Genomic DNA, 18,015 nt, shown 5'->3' with positions numbered 1-18,015 from the left:
AAGGGCAGTCAGGCCGCCAGGCCGACCGCCTGCATCAGGGGCCGCAGGGTCAGCACCGCCTGCGGCTCGGCCCCCAGGGCGGCGCGGGTGTCCGGCGCGCGCATCAACCGCACCGCTTCGGCGCGGGCGCGTTCAGCGACGGGGCCGGTCGGCCCTGTCTCGGCGGCCGCCAGCCGCAACAGCGCGGCCAGCTTCTGCGCGACCGGCGCAGGCGCACGGGCCAATTGAGCGGTCAGTCGAGCGTCAACCTCGATTGATCCGCCGACGGCGCCCAGGGCGTCCACAACCGTCTGAGTCTCGCGCTCCGACAACCCCGCCTTGCGCACCGCGCGTTGCAATTCGCCCAGGGCCATCAGCCGCTGTCCCGGCGGGATCGCGCCAGGCGTCCGCGCCCGGAGCTCGGTCTCGAAGCGCAGAGAGGCGACGCAGGCGTCCAGCCAGCGCGCCGCCGCCCGCTTGTTGGCCCCGCCCGTAACGTTCTCGCACAGGCGCGTCAGCCGTTCGGCCTCGGCCAGAACGGTCGTGCAGTCTTTGACATAGGCTGCGACGAAGTCGGCTGCGACCAGCCCCTTGGATCGTTCGATGAAGGCGGTCTGCACCTCTTCGAGAGTCAGCAGACGTCCGGCCGTCGCCGTCAACGCCATGGCCAGGACGCGCAAAATCTCAATCTCGCCGACCGCATCCCCAGGCCGCAGACGACGCTGGCTCATCAACTCGCGCAGCACCATGCGGGCTAGGGAAGCCGCCAGCAGGGGAAACTCGCCCGCCGCCAACCGCTCGCCCAGACGCCGCACCGGCCCCTCGATCGGCGGAGCCAGCAGATTGAGGCGCGCGTCCTGAGCCAGAACGGCGTCCACCTCGCGCGGGGCGGCCATCCGAACCACGGCCGCCAGACTGGCGCCTTGATCGAGGCCAGGCCCCAGCACCTGAGCCAGACCGGAGCGCGATCCCATCAGTTCACAGAGAATCTGCTCCACCGGCACGAAGACCAGGGCGCGCGGCGCGCCCTCGACCGGGGCCTGGTCGCAAATGTCCATCAAACGCTCCACACGCGCCCGCGCCCCCGGCAGGCCGCACAGAGCGCTCGCCACGGCCCCGCCCATGACGAAGGCGCGATCCGGCGCGCCCTGAAGCGCCAGAGCCGTCGTCGAGACCGGGCGATCGTCGAAACTGGGCAACTGTTTCTTGCGCCCGGCGACCAGCAGACGCTCGATCGCCTGCTCGGCCAGGCGCTGATAATGGCGCATCAATTCGTGCACCGACTTCGCCGCCCCCTGCGCCTCAGGCACGGCGATCTTCTGGATGGCGTGCTGAAGCTCGACGCCGGAGGCTTCCAGCCTTTCGGCCAGGTCAGGACGGTGCAACAGTTCGAAGGCTGTCGCGCCCTGGCGATGCAGCCAATCCTCCAGCACCCGACCGATCATCTCGCGCGCATGGGGGGCGTACAGGTCGCCGACGCCCCGGCAGACCGGGCCGCGCGGGTCCGCCGCGGGGGCGCGCTTGCGCGTCAGCTCGGGCGCGCCGCGCGTCAGGATGACGACGCTGGCGAATTCCATCGTCTCGGGGTTCAGCGTCTCCTTGGTGACTCGAACGGCCACGGCCTCGCGGTCGCGCAACAGCTCCTCGGCCGTGTCCACGGCCTGTCTGCGGTCCTCCGTCGCCTGGTGCAGGGACCAGTCAGCAGGCGCCGTCCGACGCATATAGATTTCGTAGTGAACCGGTCCGGCCATGGGGTCTTTCACAAGCACGAAGCTCCATCCTGTCGCCCCAAGCTTTAAGGCCGGGTTTCGCTTTTCGCCTCGATGGTTGAAAGCAACAGCGCGGCGCTCCATTTTGTGTGACCGTAAAGTCACCACGATCGGGTAGAACAGTTACGCTTGCTGTGCGTTGTGCAGACGACGGCGGACCGGACGTTCCCCCGCCCGTACTAAGGAGAAGCCCTTGGCCAACATCACCCTGGTCGACGACGACGAAAACATCGTCGCCTCCGTGTCCCTGGCTCTGGAAAGCCATGGCCACACGGTGACCGCCTATCACGACGGCGCCTCGGGCCTGGAAGCGCTTGAGACGACTCCGCCGGACCTGGCGATACTGGATGTAAAAATGCCCCGTATGGACGGCATGGAAGTGCTGCGCCGCCTGCGCCAGACCTCCAGCATTCCGGTCATCATGCTGACGTCCAAGGACGAAGAGATCGACGAGATCCTCGGCTTCAACCTCGGCGCCGACGACTACATCCACAAGCCCTTCAGCCAGCGCCTGCTGATCGAGCGGGTCAAGGCCCTGCTGCGCCGCGCCGGCGTCGAAGGTCTGGACCCCGTCGACCCCGCCGCCGTCGAAGCCGGCAAGGCGATCAAGCGCGGCAAGCTGTCGATGGACCCGGCGCGCCACGAATCGACCTGGGACGGGCGGCCGGTCAAGCTGACCGTCACCGAGTTCCTGCTGCTGCAGGCCCTGGCCCAGCGTCCCGGTTTCGTGAAGAGCCGCGACAATCTGATGGACGCCGCCTATGACGATCAGGTCTATGTCGACGACCGCACCATCGACAGCCATGTGAAACGGATGCGAAAGAAGTTCCGCATGGTCGACCCCGAGTTCGACGCTATCGAGACCCTGTATGGCGTCGGATACCGCTACCGCGAGAGCTGAACCTGAAGACGCCCCGGCGCGGCGCCGATTCCGCTTCGGCGGATCGCGCCTGGGCGGCTTCATCCTGGCCCTCAATCTTCTCAGTCTGCTGATCCTGTTCGGCGGCGCCCTGCTGCTGAACGAGTGGCGGCGCGGCCTGATCGAGGCGCGCCAGGAATCGCTCGGCGTCCAGGCTGAACTGCTGGCCAACGTCCTGGGCGAACTGGGCATCACCCAGGGCGACCCCTATCCCATGCTGGATGACCGCGCGGCCGCCCTGTGGCTGCGCGACAACTTCATCCCGGCGGGCCAGCGCGCCCGCCTGTTCGACGTGGACGGGATCGAGGTGTCGGATTCCTTCCGAGTCAGCGACACTATCCCCGGCGCCCCCCTGCCCCCGGCCAACCCGGCGGGCACGGCCCTGGCCCCGACAGAGCCTTCGCGGCGCGAAACCGCGCAGTTGGCCCGCGCCAACGCCGAACTGTCGGCCGAAGTCGAACGCGCCCTGAAGGGCACGCCTCAGGCCGCCATCCGCCGCAATGAAGAGGGCGAGCGCGTCGTCTCCGTCTCCCTGCCCGTGCGCCATGTGCAGCAGGTGCTGGGCGTGCTGACCTTGGAAGCCGGCGACGTCAACGCCACCTTGGACGCGCAACGCCGCGCGCTGATGCCCTTCGCCCTGGTGGCGCTGGCGGTGAATCTGCTGGCGTCGCTGGTGCTGCACCTGTTCGTGGCGCGGCCGGTGATGCGGCTGTCGGCGGCCGCGGACCAGGTGCGCCTGCAGCGCGCCCGCGCCATCTCCTTGCCCGACCTTGAAGACCGCAAGGACGAAATCGGCGACCTGGCCCGCGCGCTTGAGTCCATGACCGACACCCTGTCGACGCGCATGGACGCCATCGAACGCTTCGCCGCCGACGTCAGCCACGAGATCAAGAACCCCCTGACCTCGATCCGCTCGGCGCTGGAGACCCTGCCCCTGGTCAAGACCGACGAGCAGAGGGCCCGCCTGACCAATCTGCTGCAACAGGACGTGCGGCGGCTGGATCGCCTGATCACCGACATCTCCAACGCCTCGCGTCTGGACGCCGAACTGTCGCGCGACCGCCCGCGCGCCATCGATCTGAAGGAGCTGCTGGGCGACATCATCGGCGTCTATGAGGCCGGTCAGAAGCCGGGCGAGCCCCCGGTGCGCTTCGTCCTGACCGCCGACAGCGCCCGCGTCGTCGGCCGCGACATTCCTCTGGGCCAGGTGTTCCGCAACCTGATCGACAACGCCCGCTCCTTCAGCCCGCCCGACGGCGAAGTGCGGGTGAGCCTGGAGCGCGACGACAGCCAGCCCGACCTGCCCCTGCGCGTCCGCATTGAAGACGACGGCCCCGGCATTCCGGCTGAAAACCTTGAGACGGTGTTCGAGCGCTTCTACACCTCACGGCCCAAGGGCACGGCCTTCGGCGCCAACTCGGGCCTGGGCCTGGCCATCGTGCGCCAAATCATCGACGCCCACGGCGGGCGCGTCCACGCCGAGAACCGCACCGGCCCCGACGGCGCCGTGGTCGGGGCCCGCTTCGAGGTGCGGTTGCCGGCGACGGGCAAGCGCCCGTGATCTGACCCTCATGACCGCGCCCCGACAGCCCCTGCACGCCACCGTCGCCGCGCTCCGGCTCGGCGGCGCCTGGCGCGGCGTGCTGATCCAGGGACGATCCGGCGCCGGCAAGAGCGACCTGACCCTGCGGCTGATGCAGCACGGCTGGCGTCTGGTAGGCGACGATTGGGTGGATGTCTTCGCCTGCGAGGGCGCCCTCTACGCCGCCGCGCCCGCGACCATCGCCGGGCGGATGGAGGTGCGCGGCCTGGGCCTGGTCGACCGGCCTTTCCTGCCTTTCGCGCGGATCGCCCTGTCGCTGCACCTGACCCATGAGCCGGTCGAGCGGATGCCCGAAAAGGCCCAGGAAATGATCGACGGAATCGCGATCCCACGCCTGGTTCTGGACCCTCGCCCCGCCTCGGCGCCCCTGGTCGTCGCAGCGGCGATGAACGTCGTCGCAACGCTTCCGTGACGGCGCGACGACGGCGCCCTTTGATCCGCGCCGCGATTGCCCTATGAAACGAGGCTTGTCGCTCGTCGAGGCGAGCTGGGGATGTCTTTGGTGAAGCCTATATGATCGGGCTGGTGATCGTCACCCACGGGGGCCTGGCCTCCGAATTCCTGTCGGCGATGGAGCACGTGGTGGGGCCGCAGCGCGGCGTCGCCGCCATCTGCATCGGCCCTGAAGACGACATGGAACGGCGCCGCCGCGACATCGTCGACGCCGCCGCCGCCGTCGATGAAGGCGAAGGCGTCATCCTGCTGACCGACATGTTCGGCGGCACGCCGTCCAACCTGGCCATCTCGGTGATGGAGCAGACCGGCGCCGAGGTCATCGCCGGACTGAACCTGCCCATGCTGATCAAGCTGGCCAGCGTGCGCGGCCGCGAGACGCTGGAGGCCTGCGTGGCCCACGCCCAGGATGCGGGCCGCAAATACATCTCGGTGGCGTCGTGGGTGCTGGCGGGCGAGAAATGAGCGACGTCGCCCCTTCCGCCCAGGCGGTGCTGAACATCTGCAACCAGCGCGGCCTGCACGCCCGCGCCTCGGCCAAGTTCGTCAAGCTGGCCTCCGAGTTCGAATCCGAGATCCAGGTGACGCGCGACGGCGTGACCGTGGACGCCCGCTCGATCATGGGCCTGCTGATGCTGGGCGCCGGGATCGGCTGCGGCGTCGAGGTGAAGGCCGAGGGGCCGGACGCCGCCGAGGCCGTCGCCGCCCTTACCGACCTTGTGGCGCGTCGCTTCGACGAGGATCAATAGCCGCCAGGTCCGGCGGCGTGCGGACCACCCCGTCGCACTCGCCCTCCAGCGGCACCCGCACCCCGTCGCCGGAGCGATCCGTTCGGTCGCGGAACAGGGCCGCGCGCGCCAGGATGATCAGCGTCACCGGCGTCGTCACCGTGAAGAAGACCGCCACCAGCAGCTCGACCGGCATAAACCGCCCCTCGGCCGCGGTGAAATAGACCACCGATCCGCCCAGGATCAGGAACATGCCCAACGTCGCCCCCAGCGTCGGAGCGTGAACCCGCTCGTAGAAGGTCTTGAGCCGCACCAGGCCTAATGCGCCGATGAAGGTCAGGCCGGAACCGGCCAGCACCAGCCCCGCCGCCAGCAGCGCCGCCCAGGCCGGGACGTTTGCGGGAAAGCCGCTCATTCGATCACCTCGCCGCGCATCAGGAATTTGGCCAGGGCGACCGAAGAGGTGAAGCCCAGCATGCCGATAATGACGGCCGCGTAGAAATACAGGTGGCTGCCCGTCCGCACCCCGAAGGCGACGACCAGCAGCATCCCGGCCTGATAGACGGTGTCCAGCCCCAGGATGCGGTCCTGGGCGCGCGGCCCCTTGGCGATGCGCCAGACCCCGATCAGGGCCGTCCCGGCCAGGAACAGCTGCGCCACAACCAGCGCCCAGTAGAAGACGGCGCCGCTCATTCAAAGATCTCCATCAGGCGGCGCTCATAACGGTTCTTGATGCGGTCAGCCCAGTCGTCCTCATCACGAAGGTCCAAAATGTGCAGCAACAGGACGCCCGTGGCGTCCTCATACTCGACCCAGATGGTGCCCGGCGTGCTGGTGATGACCACCGCCAGCACCGCCAGGCCGTAGCGGTCGCGCATCTCCAGCGGAATGTGGACGAAGCCCGAGACGCGGCTGTCGCGCGAGGCGTTCTGCCCCAGAACGACCAGGGCCACCTCCCAGTTCGACCGGATGATGTCGCGCGCGACCACCAGGCCGAAACTCAGCAGGGTCAGCGGTTTTCTGACGCGAACCGGCTCGACCTCCAGGGCGCGCATGATGTGGGGCGCGGCCAGGGCCATCAGCAGAGCCAGAGCCAGGGACGGCGGCGCGGCCGATCCACTGAGCAGCACCGAGGCCCCGAACAGGGCCAGCGACAGGATGGGGTGAGGCAGGACCGCCCGGATCATGAGCCGCCTCCCAGCACCGCGCGGACATAGGCGTCGGGCCGCACCAGCCAGTCGGCCGTGTGGTCGGCATAGGCGAAGCCCGCCTCGCCGAAGATCGCCAGGAAGATGCAGGCCGCCAGCAGGCCCGCGATGGCCACGCCCTCGGCGGCGCCGACCACGACCGCCGGCTCGGCGTCGTCGTCCCGCGCCCACAGGGCCGCCATGCCCAGGCGCGTCAGCCCGATCAGGGCGCCCAGCGACGCCAGGGACAAGGCCGCGATCACCGTGTAGCCCGCCCAGCCGCCGACGCCCGACAGGGCGTCCATCATCGCCAGCTTGCCGATGAAGCCCGCCAGCGGCGGCAGGCCCGCGATCATCAGGGTCGAGATCAGGAAGGCGCCGCCCAGGGCCGCCACCGCCGCCGGAATGACCAGACCGGGCTCGTTGCGCTCCTCGTCGTCAAAGGGATCGATGTACTCGTCCTCGAAGACGGCGCGGCCCGAGCGCGCGCCGGGATCCTGCCCCCGGTTCAGCACCTCGGCCAGCATGAACAGGGCGCCGCAGGCCAGGGTCGAGCCGACCAGGTAGAAGACCGCCCCGCCCAGGACGTCGGTGTTGCCGATGCCGACGGCCGCCAACACAGTGCCCGACGAGACGATGACGGCGTAGGCGGCGGCGATCGACAGATCGCGCGCGGCGATCATCCCGGCGGTGCCGAAGCCGATGGTCGCCAGGCCGCCCAACAGAATCCACAATTGGCCGAACCCGGCCGAGGCGCCGCTGTCCGGCGCGAACAGCAGGAAGCTGAGGCGGATGATCACATAGGCGCCGACCTTGGACAGGATGGCGAAGACCGCGGCGGCCGGGGCGCTGGCCGCCGAATAGGTGGTGGTCAGCCAGAAGCCCAGCGGCCACATGGCGCATTTGGTCAGGAAGGCCACGCCCAGGACGGCCGCGCCGACGTGGAACAGGCCCCGGTCCGCCTCGGCGATCTGGGGGATGCGCACGGCCAGATCGGCCATGTTGAGGGTGCCGGTGACGCCGTAGATCAGGCTGACCCCGATCAGGAACAGCATGGAGGCCGTCAGGTTGACGGCGATATAGGCCAGGCCCGCCCGGATACGCGCCTCGCCCGACCCATGCAGCGCCAGACCGTAGGAGGCCGCCAGCATGATCTCGAAGAAGACGAAGAGGTTGAACAGGTCGCCCGTCAGGAAGGCCCCGTTGACCCCCATGACCAGCAACAGGAACAGGGCGTGGAAACGCGGCCCCGCCCGGTCCCATCGCGCCAGGGCGAAGATCATGGAGCAGGCGCCCAGGACGCTGGTCAGGGCCACCATCAAGGTCGACAGACGGTCGGCCACCAGGACGATGCCGAACGGCGCCGGCCAGTCGCCCAGTTGATAGACGCGAGCCGTGTCGCCCCCGCCCGTCGCCCCGGTCGCGCTCTCGTGCAGCAGGGCCAGGGCCATGGCCAGGATGGCCGCCATGGCGAACAGGCTGAGGCCGCCCTTCAGGAGGCGGCGGCGCTCGTCGAACAGCAGCATGGCCGCGGCGATGACCATGGGCAGAACGATCGGCCCGATGATCAGATGTTCCTGCCAGTCGGTCATTCGGACGCCTCCTGGCCGTCGACATGGTCGCTGCCGGTCTCGCCGCGCGAGGCCAGCAGCACCACCAGGAACAGAGCCGTCAGGGCGAAGCTGATGACGATGGCCGTCAGCACCAGGGCCTGGGGCGTCGGGTCGGCGTAGAGGGCCGGATCTTCCGCGCCCTTGCTGGTGATCGGCGGCGCGGCCGAGCGCAGCCGCCCCATGGAGAAGATGAACAGGTTGACCGCATAGGAGACCAGCGACAGGCCGATGATGACCTGGAAGGTGCGCGGACGCAGCATCAGCCACACGCCCGAACCGGTCAGGACGCCGATGGCCAGGGCCAGGACGATCTGGGTCATTGCGCCCCTCCCTTCTGCTCGGCCTCTGCCTCGGCTTCCGCTTCGGCCTCGGCTTCCTCGATGCGCGCGCGGCGCAGCGACTGGTGGGCCAGGGCGACCAGCACCAGCACCGTGGCGCCCACCACCAGCACCACCACGCCCAGGTCGAACAGGACGGCGCTGGCCAGCGGCACGCGGCCCAGCAGCGGCAGATCGGCGTACTGGAAATAGGTGGTCAGGAAGGGCTGATCGAATATCCAGCCCACCGCCCCGCTGAGCGCGGCCAGCAGCAGGCCGACGCCGATCCAGATGATCGGGCGAATTTCCAGCCGCTCCTCCACCCAGCGGGCGCCGGACGACATATATTGCAGGATGAAGGCGATCGACAGCGCCACCCCTGCCGCGAAGCCGCCGCCGGGCAGGTCATGCCCGCGCAGGAAGAGGTGCACGGCCAGCAGGATGATGAAGGGGAACAGCCAGCGCATCACCACGCCGGGGATCATCATGGTGTCGCTGAGGGTGTCGCCCTCGGTGCGGCCTTCGCGGGCACGGTCCGAGGCGTCCTGCACCCGCTTCTGCATCGGCTGGGACAGGCTGTCGCTGGCCGGACGGAAGCGACGCAGCAGGGCCAGCACCGTCAGGCCGACGACGCCCAGTACGGTGATCTCGCCGAAGGTGTCGAAGGCGCGGAAGTCGACCAGGATGACGTTGACGACGTTGCGGCCGCCCGCCTCCTCATAGGCCTTCTCGACGAAGAAGCGCGACACGCCCTCGACCGGCGGGCGCACCATGACGGCCCAGGCGATCAGGGCCACGCCCGCCCCGGCGCAGACGGCGATCCCCCGGTCGAGACGACGACGCCAGCGGGCGCGGCGCTGCTCGGACTCGGGCACATGGATCTCGGCCAGGCGCTTGGGCAGCCAGCGCAGGCCCAGCAGCAGCAGCACCGTCGTCACCACCTCGACCACCAGCTGGGTCAGGGCCAGATCGGGCGCCGACAGCCAGACGAAGGTCAGGCAGCTGGCCAGACCCGCCCCGCCCATCAGGATGACGGCGGCCAAGCGGTGATACTTGGCCTGCCAGGCGGCGGCCAGGGCGCAGGCCCCGCCCGCCAGCCACAGGGCGGCGAAGGCCAGGTTGTGCGCCTGGGGAACGCGGAACTCGGGCCAGGTCAGCACAAAGCCGCCCGCCGCCGCCACGGCCGCCGACAGCAGGGCCGTCAACAGGATCAGGCGCAGCTGCGGCTGCAGGCGCCGCGCGCCCAGATGACGCACGATCCACTGCGACAGGTCCATCAGAATGACCTGGGATCGCTCGAACAGATAGCCGCCGTTCAGCCGCTTCATGCCCCAGGGGCCGCCGCGCGGATTGGCGTTCAACGCCTTGCCGAACACGACATAGAGGCCGATCCCGCCCGCCATGGCGATGACGCTGAGCAGCAGCGGCAGGTTGAAGCCGTGCCACAGGGCCAGGCTGTATTGGGGCAGGTCAAAGCCCAGCATGGTCACGGCTGCGCTGCGCAGGAAGGGGCCGACGGTGATTGCGGGGAAGATCCCGACCAGCAGACACAGGGCCACCAGCACCTCGACCGGGCGCCGCATCCAGGCCGGCGGCTCGTGCGGGACGCGGTCCAGCTCGGTCGGCGGCGGGCCGAAGAAGGTGCTGTGAATGAAGCGCAGCGAATAGAGGACGCTGAAGGCGCTCGCCAGGGTCGCCAGCACCGGCAGGGCCTGGTTCAGCGCCGAGGTCTGGGTGCTGGCCAGGGCCTCGGCCAGGAACATCTCCTTGGACAGGAAGCCGTTCAGCAGCGGCACGCCCGCCATGGCGGCGGCGGCGACCATGGCCAGGGTGGCGGTGATCGGCATGAAGCGGATCAAGCCGCTGAGCTTGCGCATGTCGCGCGAGCCGGCCTCGTGGTCGATGATGCCCGCCGCCATGAACAGGGAGGCCTTGAAGGTGGCGTGGTTGATGGTGTGGAAGATGGCGGCGATGGCGCCCAGGTCCGACCCCAGGCCCAGCAGCAGACAGATCAGGCCCAGGTGGCTGATGGTCGAATAGGCCAGCAGGCCCTTCAGGTCGTGCTGGAAGATGGCGCACCAGGCGCCGACCAACAGGGTCGTCAGGCCCAGGCCCCCGACCACGAAATACCACATCTCGGTCTCGCCGAAGACGGGCCAGAACCGCATCAGCAGGAAGACGCCCGCCTTCACCATGGTGGCCGAGTGCAGATAGGCGCTGACCGGCGTCGGCGCCGCCATGGCACGCGGCAGCCAGATGTGGAACGGGAACTGGGCGCTCTTGGTCAGGGCGCCGATCAGGATCAGGCCCAGGGCGACCGGGTACAGCGGGCTGGCCAGGATGACGTCGCGCGCGCCGATGACGGCGTCCAGCTCATAGCTGCCGACGATGCGCCCGATCAGGATCATGCCGACCAGCAGGGCCACCCCGCCCGTCGCCGTGATCGACAGGGCCATGCGCGCGCCCTCGCGCGCCGAGGCGTTCTGGTGCCAGTAGCCGATCAGCAGGAAGGAGAAGAGGCTGGTCAGCTCCCAGAAGACGACCAGCTGGATCAGATTGCCCGACAGCACCACGCCCTGCATGGCGCCCATGAAGGCCAGCAGGAAGGAGAAGAAGCGCGGCACCGGATCCTTCGGCGACATGTAGTAGCGCGCATACAGCACCACGAGCGCGCCGATCCCCAGGATCAGGGCGCTGAACAGCCAGGACAGGCCGTCCAGGCGAATGGTCAGATTGACCCCCAGAGACGGCAGCCATGCCAGGGTCAGCTTCAGCACCTCGCCGTCCTGGAACCTGGGCCAGAGCACCGCCAGACAGCCGACGCTGATCAGGGCGATGATCCACGACAGGATGGCCGCAGCGGTGCGCGCATGGCGCGGTAGCCCCGAGGCGATCATGGCCCCGATGAAGGGCAGGACGAGAATGACGAGCAGAAGAAAGCTGGCGGGCACGGGCGTGTCGATCATCTCCGAAAAAATTTTGGGACGGCGTCCGAAAGGCTGCGGATCGCGCCTTCTCGTTCTACCAGAGTTTTTCCTAAGGGAAATGACGCGCTTGCGTCAAAGCGACGAGTTGGCGCGATTGTGACCGTAGCGGGAACGATTGAAGCGTCAAAAGACTAAGATTGATTCTGATAATCGTTCGCATTAAAGCAGGCCCAGTTTCAACCGGGGTCTCGCCGATGCGCTCGCTACTCATGATTTCCGTCGGGCTGACCGCCCTCGCCGCCGCTGTTCCCGCCATCGCCGCGCCCGCCGTCGAAGACAATGCGATCGACCTGAACGAGCCCGTGCGCGTGGCCCCGGTCACCGTCGTCGGCACCCGCACCGAGCGCCGCGTCGACGAAGTGCCCGCCAGCATCAGCGTCATCACCGCCAAGGATATCGAGACCAACCTCGTCACCGACATCAAGGATCTGATCCGGTTCGAACCGGGCGTCAGCGTCCCGACCAGCCCCGCCCGCTTTTCGGCCGCCCTGTCGGGCGCCGGGCGCGACGGCAATTCCGGCTTCACCATTCGCGGCATGGGCGGCAACCGCGTGCTGATCGTGCAGGACGGCGTGCGCGTGCCGGACGGCTTCGCCTTCGGCGCCCAGTCGGTCGGTCGCGGCGGCTATAACGACCTGGATCTGGTCAAGTCGGTCGAGATCCTGCGCGGCCCGGCCTCGGCCCTCTATGGTTCGGACGGCATCGCCGGCGCCGTCAGCTTCACCTCGAAAGACCCGGCCGACTTCATCGAGGCGGGCCGCAACTTCGGCGCCCGCGCGCGCGTCGGCTACAACTCGGCCGATGAAGGCTGGACCGAGGGCCTGGCCCTGGCCGGGCGCAGCGGCGCCTTCTCGGGCCTGCTGGCCTACACCCGTCGTGACGCTCAAGAGACCGAAAACATGGCCGAGACGGGCGGCGTCGGCGCGGCCCGCACCCAGCCCAACCCGCAGGATTTCGCCTCCAACGCGGTGCTGGCCAAGCTGGTCTGGGACGTGAACCCGGACCACGTCGTGCGCCTGACCTATGACCACTTCGACCAGGACATGAGCGGCGACGCCCTGAGCACCCGCGGCTCCAGCACCATGGCCATGCCCGGCCGCACCACCGTCACCACCGTCAATCAGGTTCTGGCCGAGGACGAGACCCAGCGCGACCGCGTCAGCCTGGACTGGCGCTTCAGCGACTTCCTGGGCCTGGACAAGGGTTCGGTCGCCGGCTTCTGGCAGGAGGCGACGACCCGCCAGTTCACCTTTGAAGACCGCGACATCACCACCATCGTCGGCGCCGCCCCGCCGGCGACCGTCTCGGGCGACCGCACCCGCGACGTGACCTTCGACAACGCCGTCTGGGGCCTGGCGGCGCAGGGGTCCAAGAGCTTCGGCGGCGAGGCGGTCCGCCATCGCGTCACCTTCGGCGCCGACTGGTCGCGCACGACCCAGGAAGGCGTCCGCGACGGCACCGCGCCGCCGACCGGCGAAACCTTCCCGACCCGCCCCTTCCCCAAGACCGAGTTCGACCTGGCGGGCCTGTTCATTCAGGACGAGATCGACCTGTTGGGCGGCCGCCTCAGCATCATCCCGGCCCTGCGCTACGACTGGTATGAGCTGACGCCCAAGAAGGACGCCCTCTTCCCCGCCGCCGCCGAGAAGCAGAGCGACGGCCATCTGTCGCCCAAGATCGGCGTCATCTACTGGGCCGACGACCACTTCGGCGTCTTCGCCAACTACGCCCAGGGCTTCAAGGCGCCCTCGCCGATGCAGGTGAACAACTTCTTCGCCAACCCGGTGTTCGGCTATGAGTCCATCCCCAACCCGGACCTGAAGCCCGAGACGAGCGAGAGCATCGAGGGCGGCTTCCGCTTCCGCAACCTGGACCTCTTCGGCGGGAACCTGTCGCTGCAGACGACGGCCTTCCGCACGGAATACGACGACTTCATCAACCAGGTGGTGGTGCGCGGCACGGGTCGTCCCGGCGTCGATCCGCTGATCTATCAGTACGTCAACCTGACCACGGTGAAGATCTGGGGTCTGGAAGCGCGCGGCGACATCCATTGGGACAACGGCTTCTCGACCATCGTCGCCGCCTCCTTCGCCGACGGCGAACAGGAGACGCAGGACGAGCGCGGCGCCCTGACCAGCGTCGATCCGATCAAGCTGGTCGGCGGCCTGAACTACGCCGCGCCCTCGGGCGTCTGGGGCGGGAGCGCCACCGTCACCTGGTCGGACAAGAAATCGAACCATGAGTGCGGCGGCGGCCTGTGCTGGCCGGGCGACTCCTTCACCCTGCTGGACGTCACCGCCTATTGGAACGTGGCTGAGCGGGCCACCCTGCGCGCCGGCGTCTTCAACGTCTTCGACGAGAAATACGCCTGGTGGAGCGACGTACGCGGCCTGAGCCGCCCCGCCGTCGGCGCCAGTCCCGCAACGCTGGACGCCTTCACCCAGCCGGGCCGCAACGTCGGCGTCTCCCTGAGCGTCCGCCTGTGAACCCGACCATGACCCAGAAGCGCAAGCTTAAGCCCCGCACCCCGCAAGCAAATGGAACCCCCATGCGCGCCATCCTGATCGCCGCCGCCCTGCTGACCGGCGCGCCCGCCGCCCAGGCCATGCCCGCCGCCCTCGCGGCCCAAACTCAGACCCAAGCCCCCGCCAGCGCCTTTGAACGCGATCGTCAGGCCATCCTGGCTCAGGTCGGCGACTATCGCGTGCGCTTCGACATGCGCGAGACCGTCAGCCTGCAGGCGGACTATCAGCCGTTGGAACCCAAGCGGTCCGGCGGCACCGAGATCGTGCGCGTCGTCTATGACCAAGGCGACCGCATCAGCCTGCAGCACATCCTGGTCATGCGCCACGAGGGTCAGACCGTCCTGGTCAAGCACTGGCGTCAGGACTGGGTCTATCAACCCGAAACCGTGCTGACCTACGCCGGCCCGAACCAGTGGACCCTGACCCCCGTGTCGGCTGAAGCGCGTCGCGGCGCCTGGTCCCAGACAGTGTGGCAGACGGACGACTCGCCGCGTTACGGCGGTGTCGGCCGCTGGACCTACGACAACGGCATGACCGTCTGGACGTCCGGTCCGACCTGGCGTCCGCTGGCCCGGCGCGACGCCGTGCGCAACCCGGTCTATGACCGCTACCTCGGAACTAACCGGCACGTCATACGGCCCGGCGGCTGGGTCCACATTCAGGACAACGTAAAGATGACCGGCCGCAATGGCGGCGAGCCACTGGTCGTGGTTCAGGAAGACGTGGTCAACACCTATGACGCCTCGACCGCCTTCGACCCCAAGCTAGGCGACGACTACTGGGCCGCCACTCAAGACTATTGGGGCGAGGTTCGCACCGCCTGGGACGCCGTCATAGCTCGCGACAACGGCGTTCATGTCCAGGAGGTCGCCGACACAGGCGCCGCCACCAGCGCCTCGCTGATGGAGATGGCCGATAAGATTCACGCCGGCGAACTGACCACCCCGGCCGCCATCGAGCAAGCCCGCGCCCTGATCAACCGGGCGACCCGGCGCTGATCGTCTCGCCCCTCGCCGCCTGCACGCGACGAGGGGCGTCGTTACCACGTCAGGCGTGCGCCATACTCGCACCCGCCCGTCGCGAGAACCGGCGCCAGTCGGGGTTATCGGCCCAGACGGCGGCCAGAGCCTCCAGCAGATGATCCTCGTCGTCGTCGCTGTGCAGCGGCGTCGGCGTGACGCGCAGCCGCTCGGTTCCGCGCGGCACCGTGGGGAAGTTGACCGGCTGGATATAGACGCCGTGCTCATCCATCAGGGCGTCCGTCACCGCCCGCGCCGTGGCCGCGTCGCCGATCATCACCGGCAGGATATGGCTGGGGCTGGGCAGGACCGGCAGGCCCAGCCGCTGCATCCCCGCCTTGATCGAGGCGGCGCGCGCGGCGAGCGCCCGGCGCGGCGCGCCGTCGGCCTTCAGATGACGCAGGGCCGCCCGCACCCCGGCCACGACCGAGGGCGGCAGGGCCGTGCTGAAGATGAAGCCCGGCGCGTGGCTGCGCACGAAATCGACCGCCGCCGCATCGCCCGCCACATAGCCGCCCATGGCGCCGAACCCCTTGCTGAGGGTGCCCTGGATCATGCTGATGCGGTGCGACTGGCCGTCGCGTTCGGCCACGCCCGCGCCGCGCGCGCCGTACAGGCCCACGGCGTGCACCTCGTCCAGATAGGTGAAGGCGCCGTGCTTTTCGGCCACGTCGCAGAGGGCGGCGATGGAGGCGAAGTCGCCGTCCATCGAATAGCAGCTCTCGAAACAGACCAGCTTGGGCCGATAGCGGCAGACCCCGCTCATCAGCCGATCCAGATCGCGCCAGTCGTTGTGGGCGAAGATGTGCTTCTCCACGCCCGAGCGCCGCATGCCCTCGATCATGGAGGCGTGGTTCAGGGCGTCAGAAAAGATCACCGCCCCCGGCAGGCGCGACGCCAGCGTCGACAGGGCCGCGTCATTGGCCGCATAGCCCGAGGTGAACAGCAGCGCCGCCTCCTTGCTGTGCAGATCGGCCAGATCGCGCTCCAGAAGGACGTGTTCGTGGCTGGTGCCCGAGATGTTGCGCGTCCCGCCGGCGCCCGCGCCATAGGTGCGGATCGCGGCCTGCGCCGCCTCGACCACCTCGGGGTGGACGCCCATCGACAGATAGTCGTTCGAGCACCAGATGGTGATGGTCCGCCCGCGCCGATGATCGCGCGCATAGGGGGTGTCAGGGGCCAACCGCTCCAGATCGGCGAAGACGCGATAGCGGCCCTCCTGCTTCAGATCGTCCAGATCGCGGCTGAAGAAGTCGGCGAAATCGAAAGCGCCCATGACATCACATCCCATCACAGGACGGGCGGCGACATTGCCATCCCGCCGGGGGCGTGACACCTAACGCCGCATTGGCCGGATCATTCCGGCCACTTTGGAAAGAAGACGCAGACCATTGCTGAAGCGCGCCCAGCTGGAATCCGTCCAGGCCTTCATGGACCACCCGGCCCAGTCCGGCCTGCCCCTGCACGCCCGCATCCAGCGCGCCGTGCGTCAGTTGATCGTCGAGCGCTCGCTGACGGCGGGGCGGCCCCTGCCGTCATCGCGGACGCTGGCCCGGTCGCTGGGCGTGTCGCGCGACACGGTCGAGACGGCCTATGCCCAACTTCACGCCGAGGGCTTCATCGAGCGGCGCGTCGGCAGCGGCAGCTTCGTCTGCGAGCTGACCGAACTGGGCCTGAAGCGCGGGGTGCTGCGCCCGGCGGGCCGCCGCCCGGCCCTGCAACCGGCGACGGCGCCGACCCTGAGCAAGCGCGGGCAGGCGATGGCCGACAGCGGAGGTCTGCGCGATCCTTACGCTCCGCTGGCCTTTTCACCCGGCGTGCCGGAGACGCGGCTGTTTCCCTTCGCTCAATGGGACCGGCTGCACCGCCTGACCCTGCGCGAGGAGGGCGCCGCCGCCCTGCACCACGGCGACCCGCAGGGCCATCCGCGCCTGCGCCGCGCCATCGCCGGCTATGTGAACCTTGAACGCGGGGCGCGGGCCGATCCCGACCAGATCCTGATCCTGACCAGTTCGCAGCAGGCCCTGTCCCTGTGCGCGCGGGTGCTGGCCGATCCCGGCGACGGCGTCTTCATCGAAGACCCGGCCTATCAGGGCGCCGCCAAGGCGCTGGACGCGGCGGTGCTGAAACGCCTGCCCGTGGCGGTCGATGCGCAGGGGCTGCGCACCGACGACCTGCTGGCCCGACGCGAGGACGGACGGGCGGTTTTCGTCACCCCTTCGCACCAGTTTCCGACCGGACGCACGCTGTCGCTGGACCGGCGGCTGGCCCTGATCCAGTGGGCGGCCGAGCATGACGCCTGGATTCTGGAAGACGATTACGACAGCGAGTTCCACTACGCCGGGCGGCCGACCGCCTGCGTTCAGGGCTTGGACCCGCATGACCGGACCCTGTATCTGGGCACCTTCACCAAGTCGCTGTTTCCGGGTCTGAGGCTGGCCTATCTGATCCTGCCGCGCCCGCTGGTCGAGCCGATGGTGGCGGCGCGCAGCCTGATGGACGGCTTCACCGCCTCGGTGGCCCAGCTGACGCTGGCGCGCTTCATCGAGGACGGTCGGTTCGGCGCCTATGTCCGCGCCATGCGCGGCGTCTATGCGGAACGGCTGGACGCGCTGGAGGCGGCGGTGACGGCGCGCCTGCCTCACGTCGTCACGCCCGACCGGCCCGCCGGGGGCCTCCAGATGCCCTGCTTCCTGAAGGACGGCTTCGACGAGGCCGAGACGGTGCGCGCGGCCCGGCGCGTCGGCGTCCACCTGACCGGCCTGACGCCCCTGCACGACGCAGGCGCGGGCCGCCCCGGCTGGTTGATGGGCTTCGCCGCCTCGACCCCGGCCGAGATCGACGCCGCCGTCGATCGGCTGGCGAAGCTGTTCCCCGCGTGATCGACGCTTACAAAGCGGTCTGACGATCTGCGCC

At 69.0% G+C, this 18,015-nt stretch carries 16 protein-coding genes; 8 read left to right on the top strand and 8 right to left on the bottom strand.

Annotated elements, in window-relative coordinates:
* Window positions 1-8: 8 nt before the first annotated feature.
* The gene (locus tag EGK63_RS13470; protein ID WP_125901918.1) at window positions 9-1,730 is read right to left on the bottom strand and encodes a hypothetical protein; all 1,722 of its coding nucleotides are present in this window, start codon (window positions 1,728-1,730) and stop codon (window positions 9-11) included.
* A gap of 211 nt (window positions 1,731-1,941) precedes the next feature.
* Between EGK63_RS13470 and EGK63_RS13465 the strand changes: the two genes are divergently transcribed.
* The 5 genes from EGK63_RS13465 to EGK63_RS13445 all read left to right on the top strand — a co-directional run bounded on the left by EGK63_RS13465 (window position 1,942) and on the right by EGK63_RS13445 (window position 5,472).
* A complete protein-coding gene (locus EGK63_RS13465) occupies window positions 1,942-2,649 on the top strand; it encodes a response regulator transcription factor (protein ID WP_125901917.1) in 708 nt (235 codons plus the stop codon).
* Window positions 2,618-4,228: an ATP-binding protein gene (locus EGK63_RS13460; RefSeq protein ID WP_125901916.1), complete on the top strand. Its 1,611-nt coding sequence runs from the start codon at window positions 2,618-2,620 to the stop codon at window positions 4,226-4,228. Before EGK63_RS13465 ends, EGK63_RS13460 begins: the two co-directional genes overlap by 32 nt.
* 10 nt (window positions 4,229-4,238) lie before the next feature.
* Window positions 4,239-4,682 (top strand): HPr kinase/phosphorylase, encoded by a 444-nt coding sequence (locus EGK63_RS13455; protein WP_125901915.1) that lies wholly within the window; start codon window positions 4,239-4,241, stop codon window positions 4,680-4,682.
* Between the two features lie 101 nt (window positions 4,683-4,783).
* Complete coding sequence (locus tag EGK63_RS13450; RefSeq protein ID WP_003164212.1) at window positions 4,784-5,188, top strand: PTS sugar transporter subunit IIA; 405 nt, start codon at window positions 4,784-4,786, stop codon at window positions 5,186-5,188.
* Window positions 5,185-5,472 carry an HPr family phosphocarrier protein gene (locus tag EGK63_RS13445; protein WP_087139155.1) on the top strand — a complete coding sequence of 96 codons (288 nt, stop codon included), beginning with the start codon at window positions 5,185-5,187 and terminating at the stop codon, window positions 5,470-5,472. The genes EGK63_RS13450 and EGK63_RS13445 overlap by 4 nt, the downstream gene beginning before the upstream one ends.
* On the opposite strand, the gene mnhG is transcribed toward EGK63_RS13445, so the two are convergent.
* Genes mnhG through EGK63_RS13415 form a run of 6 tightly spaced genes read right to left on the bottom strand, consistent with a single transcriptional unit; the run spans window position 5,432 to window position 11,534 of the window.
* Window positions 5,432-5,866, bottom strand: a complete 435-nt coding sequence (gene mnhG, locus EGK63_RS13440; protein WP_125901914.1) for a monovalent cation/H(+) antiporter subunit G — start codon at window positions 5,864-5,866, stop codon at window positions 5,432-5,434. The genes EGK63_RS13445 and mnhG overlap by 41 nt on opposite strands.
* Complete coding sequence (locus EGK63_RS13435) at window positions 5,863-6,144, bottom strand: K+/H+ antiporter subunit F (protein WP_125901913.1); 282 nt, start codon at window positions 6,142-6,144, stop codon at window positions 5,863-5,865. Before EGK63_RS13435 ends, mnhG begins: the two co-directional genes overlap by 4 nt.
* Window positions 6,141-6,638: a Na+/H+ antiporter subunit E gene (locus EGK63_RS13430; protein WP_125901912.1), complete on the bottom strand. Its 498-nt coding sequence runs from the start codon at window positions 6,636-6,638 to the stop codon at window positions 6,141-6,143. Before EGK63_RS13430 ends, EGK63_RS13435 begins: the two co-directional genes overlap by 4 nt.
* Window positions 6,635-8,230: a monovalent cation/H+ antiporter subunit D gene (locus EGK63_RS13425; RefSeq protein WP_125901911.1), complete on the bottom strand. Its 1,596-nt coding sequence runs from the start codon at window positions 8,228-8,230 to the stop codon at window positions 6,635-6,637. The genes EGK63_RS13430 and EGK63_RS13425 overlap by 4 nt, the downstream gene beginning before the upstream one ends.
* Window positions 8,227-8,571: a Na+/H+ antiporter subunit C gene (locus EGK63_RS13420; RefSeq protein WP_087139160.1), complete on the bottom strand. Its 345-nt coding sequence runs from the start codon at window positions 8,569-8,571 to the stop codon at window positions 8,227-8,229. Before EGK63_RS13420 ends, EGK63_RS13425 begins: the two co-directional genes overlap by 4 nt.
* The gene (locus tag EGK63_RS13415) at window positions 8,568-11,534 is read right to left on the bottom strand and encodes a monovalent cation/H+ antiporter subunit A (RefSeq protein WP_125901910.1); all 2,967 of its coding nucleotides are present in this window, start codon (window positions 11,532-11,534) and stop codon (window positions 8,568-8,570) included. Before EGK63_RS13415 ends, EGK63_RS13420 begins: the two co-directional genes overlap by 4 nt.
* A gap of 215 nt (window positions 11,535-11,749) precedes the next feature.
* Between EGK63_RS13415 and EGK63_RS13410 the strand changes: the two genes are divergently transcribed.
* Entirely contained in the window at window positions 11,750-14,041 is a 2,292-nt protein-coding gene (locus EGK63_RS13410) for a TonB-dependent hemoglobin/transferrin/lactoferrin family receptor (RefSeq protein ID WP_125901909.1), read from the top strand.
* Window positions 14,042-14,049: 8 nt separating this feature from the next.
* Window positions 14,050-15,078, top strand: coding sequence for a DUF6607 family protein (locus EGK63_RS13405; RefSeq protein ID WP_243637694.1), 1,029 nt, complete (start codon window positions 14,050-14,052; stop codon window positions 15,076-15,078).
* Between the two features lie 49 nt (window positions 15,079-15,127).
* Here the strand turns inward: EGK63_RS13405 and hemA are convergent, their stop codons facing one another.
* A complete protein-coding gene (gene hemA, locus EGK63_RS13400) occupies window positions 15,128-16,375 on the bottom strand; it encodes a 5-aminolevulinate synthase (RefSeq protein ID WP_125901908.1) in 1,248 nt (415 codons plus the stop codon).
* A gap of 115 nt (window positions 16,376-16,490) precedes the next feature.
* On the opposite strand from hemA, the gene EGK63_RS13395 reads away from it, so the two are divergent.
* Entirely contained in the window at window positions 16,491-17,981 is a 1,491-nt protein-coding gene (locus EGK63_RS13395; RefSeq protein ID WP_125901907.1) for a PLP-dependent aminotransferase family protein, read from the top strand.
* Window positions 17,982-18,015 lie beyond the last annotated feature (34 nt).

Source organism: Brevundimonas sp. 357, assembly GCF_003938605.1.
Lineage (GTDB): Bacteria > Pseudomonadota > Alphaproteobacteria > Caulobacterales > Caulobacteraceae > Brevundimonas.
Note: the sequence above shows the minus strand (reverse complement) of the source record. Positions and strands in the feature narration are given on the sequence as shown.

Bases quoted from the DNA above. Each gene is read 5' to 3' on its own strand.
- EGK63_RS13470 (WP_125901918.1), bottom strand. From the start codon at position 1,730: ATGGCCGGACCGGTTCACTACGAAATCTATATGCGTCGGACGGCGCCT.
- EGK63_RS13460 (WP_125901916.1), top strand. From the start codon at position 2,618: ATGGCGTCGGATACCGCTACCGCGAGAGCTGAACCTGAAGACGCCCCG.
- EGK63_RS13455 (WP_125901915.1), top strand. From the start codon at position 4,239: ATGACCGCGCCCCGACAGCCCCTGCACGCCACCGTCGCCGCGCTCCGG.
- EGK63_RS13450 (WP_003164212.1), top strand. From the start codon at position 4,784: ATGATCGGGCTGGTGATCGTCACCCACGGGGGCCTGGCCTCCGAATTC.
- EGK63_RS13445 (WP_087139155.1), top strand. From the start codon at position 5,185: ATGAGCGACGTCGCCCCTTCCGCCCAGGCGGTGCTGAACATCTGCAAC.
- mnhG (WP_125901914.1), bottom strand. From the start codon at position 5,866: ATGAGCGGCTTTCCCGCAAACGTCCCGGCCTGGGCGGCGCTGCTGGCG.
- EGK63_RS13435 (WP_125901913.1), bottom strand. From the start codon at position 6,144: ATGAGCGGCGCCGTCTTCTACTGGGCGCTGGTTGTGGCGCAGCTGTTC.
- EGK63_RS13430 (WP_125901912.1), bottom strand. From the start codon at position 6,638: ATGATCCGGGCGGTCCTGCCTCACCCCATCCTGTCGCTGGCCCTGTTC.
- EGK63_RS13425 (WP_125901911.1), bottom strand. From the start codon at position 8,230: ATGACCGACTGGCAGGAACATCTGATCATCGGGCCGATCGTTCTGCCC.
- EGK63_RS13420 (WP_087139160.1), bottom strand. From the start codon at position 8,571: ATGACCCAGATCGTCCTGGCCCTGGCCATCGGCGTCCTGACCGGTTCG.
- EGK63_RS13415 (WP_125901910.1), bottom strand. From the start codon at position 11,534: ATGATCGACACGCCCGTGCCCGCCAGCTTTCTTCTGCTCGTCATTCTC.
- EGK63_RS13410 (WP_125901909.1), top strand. From the start codon at position 11,750: ATGCGCTCGCTACTCATGATTTCCGTCGGGCTGACCGCCCTCGCCGCC.
- EGK63_RS13405 (WP_243637694.1), top strand. From the start codon at position 14,050: ATGACCCAGAAGCGCAAGCTTAAGCCCCGCACCCCGCAAGCAAATGGA.
- hemA (WP_125901908.1), bottom strand. From the start codon at position 16,375: ATGGGCGCTTTCGATTTCGCCGACTTCTTCAGCCGCGATCTGGACGAT.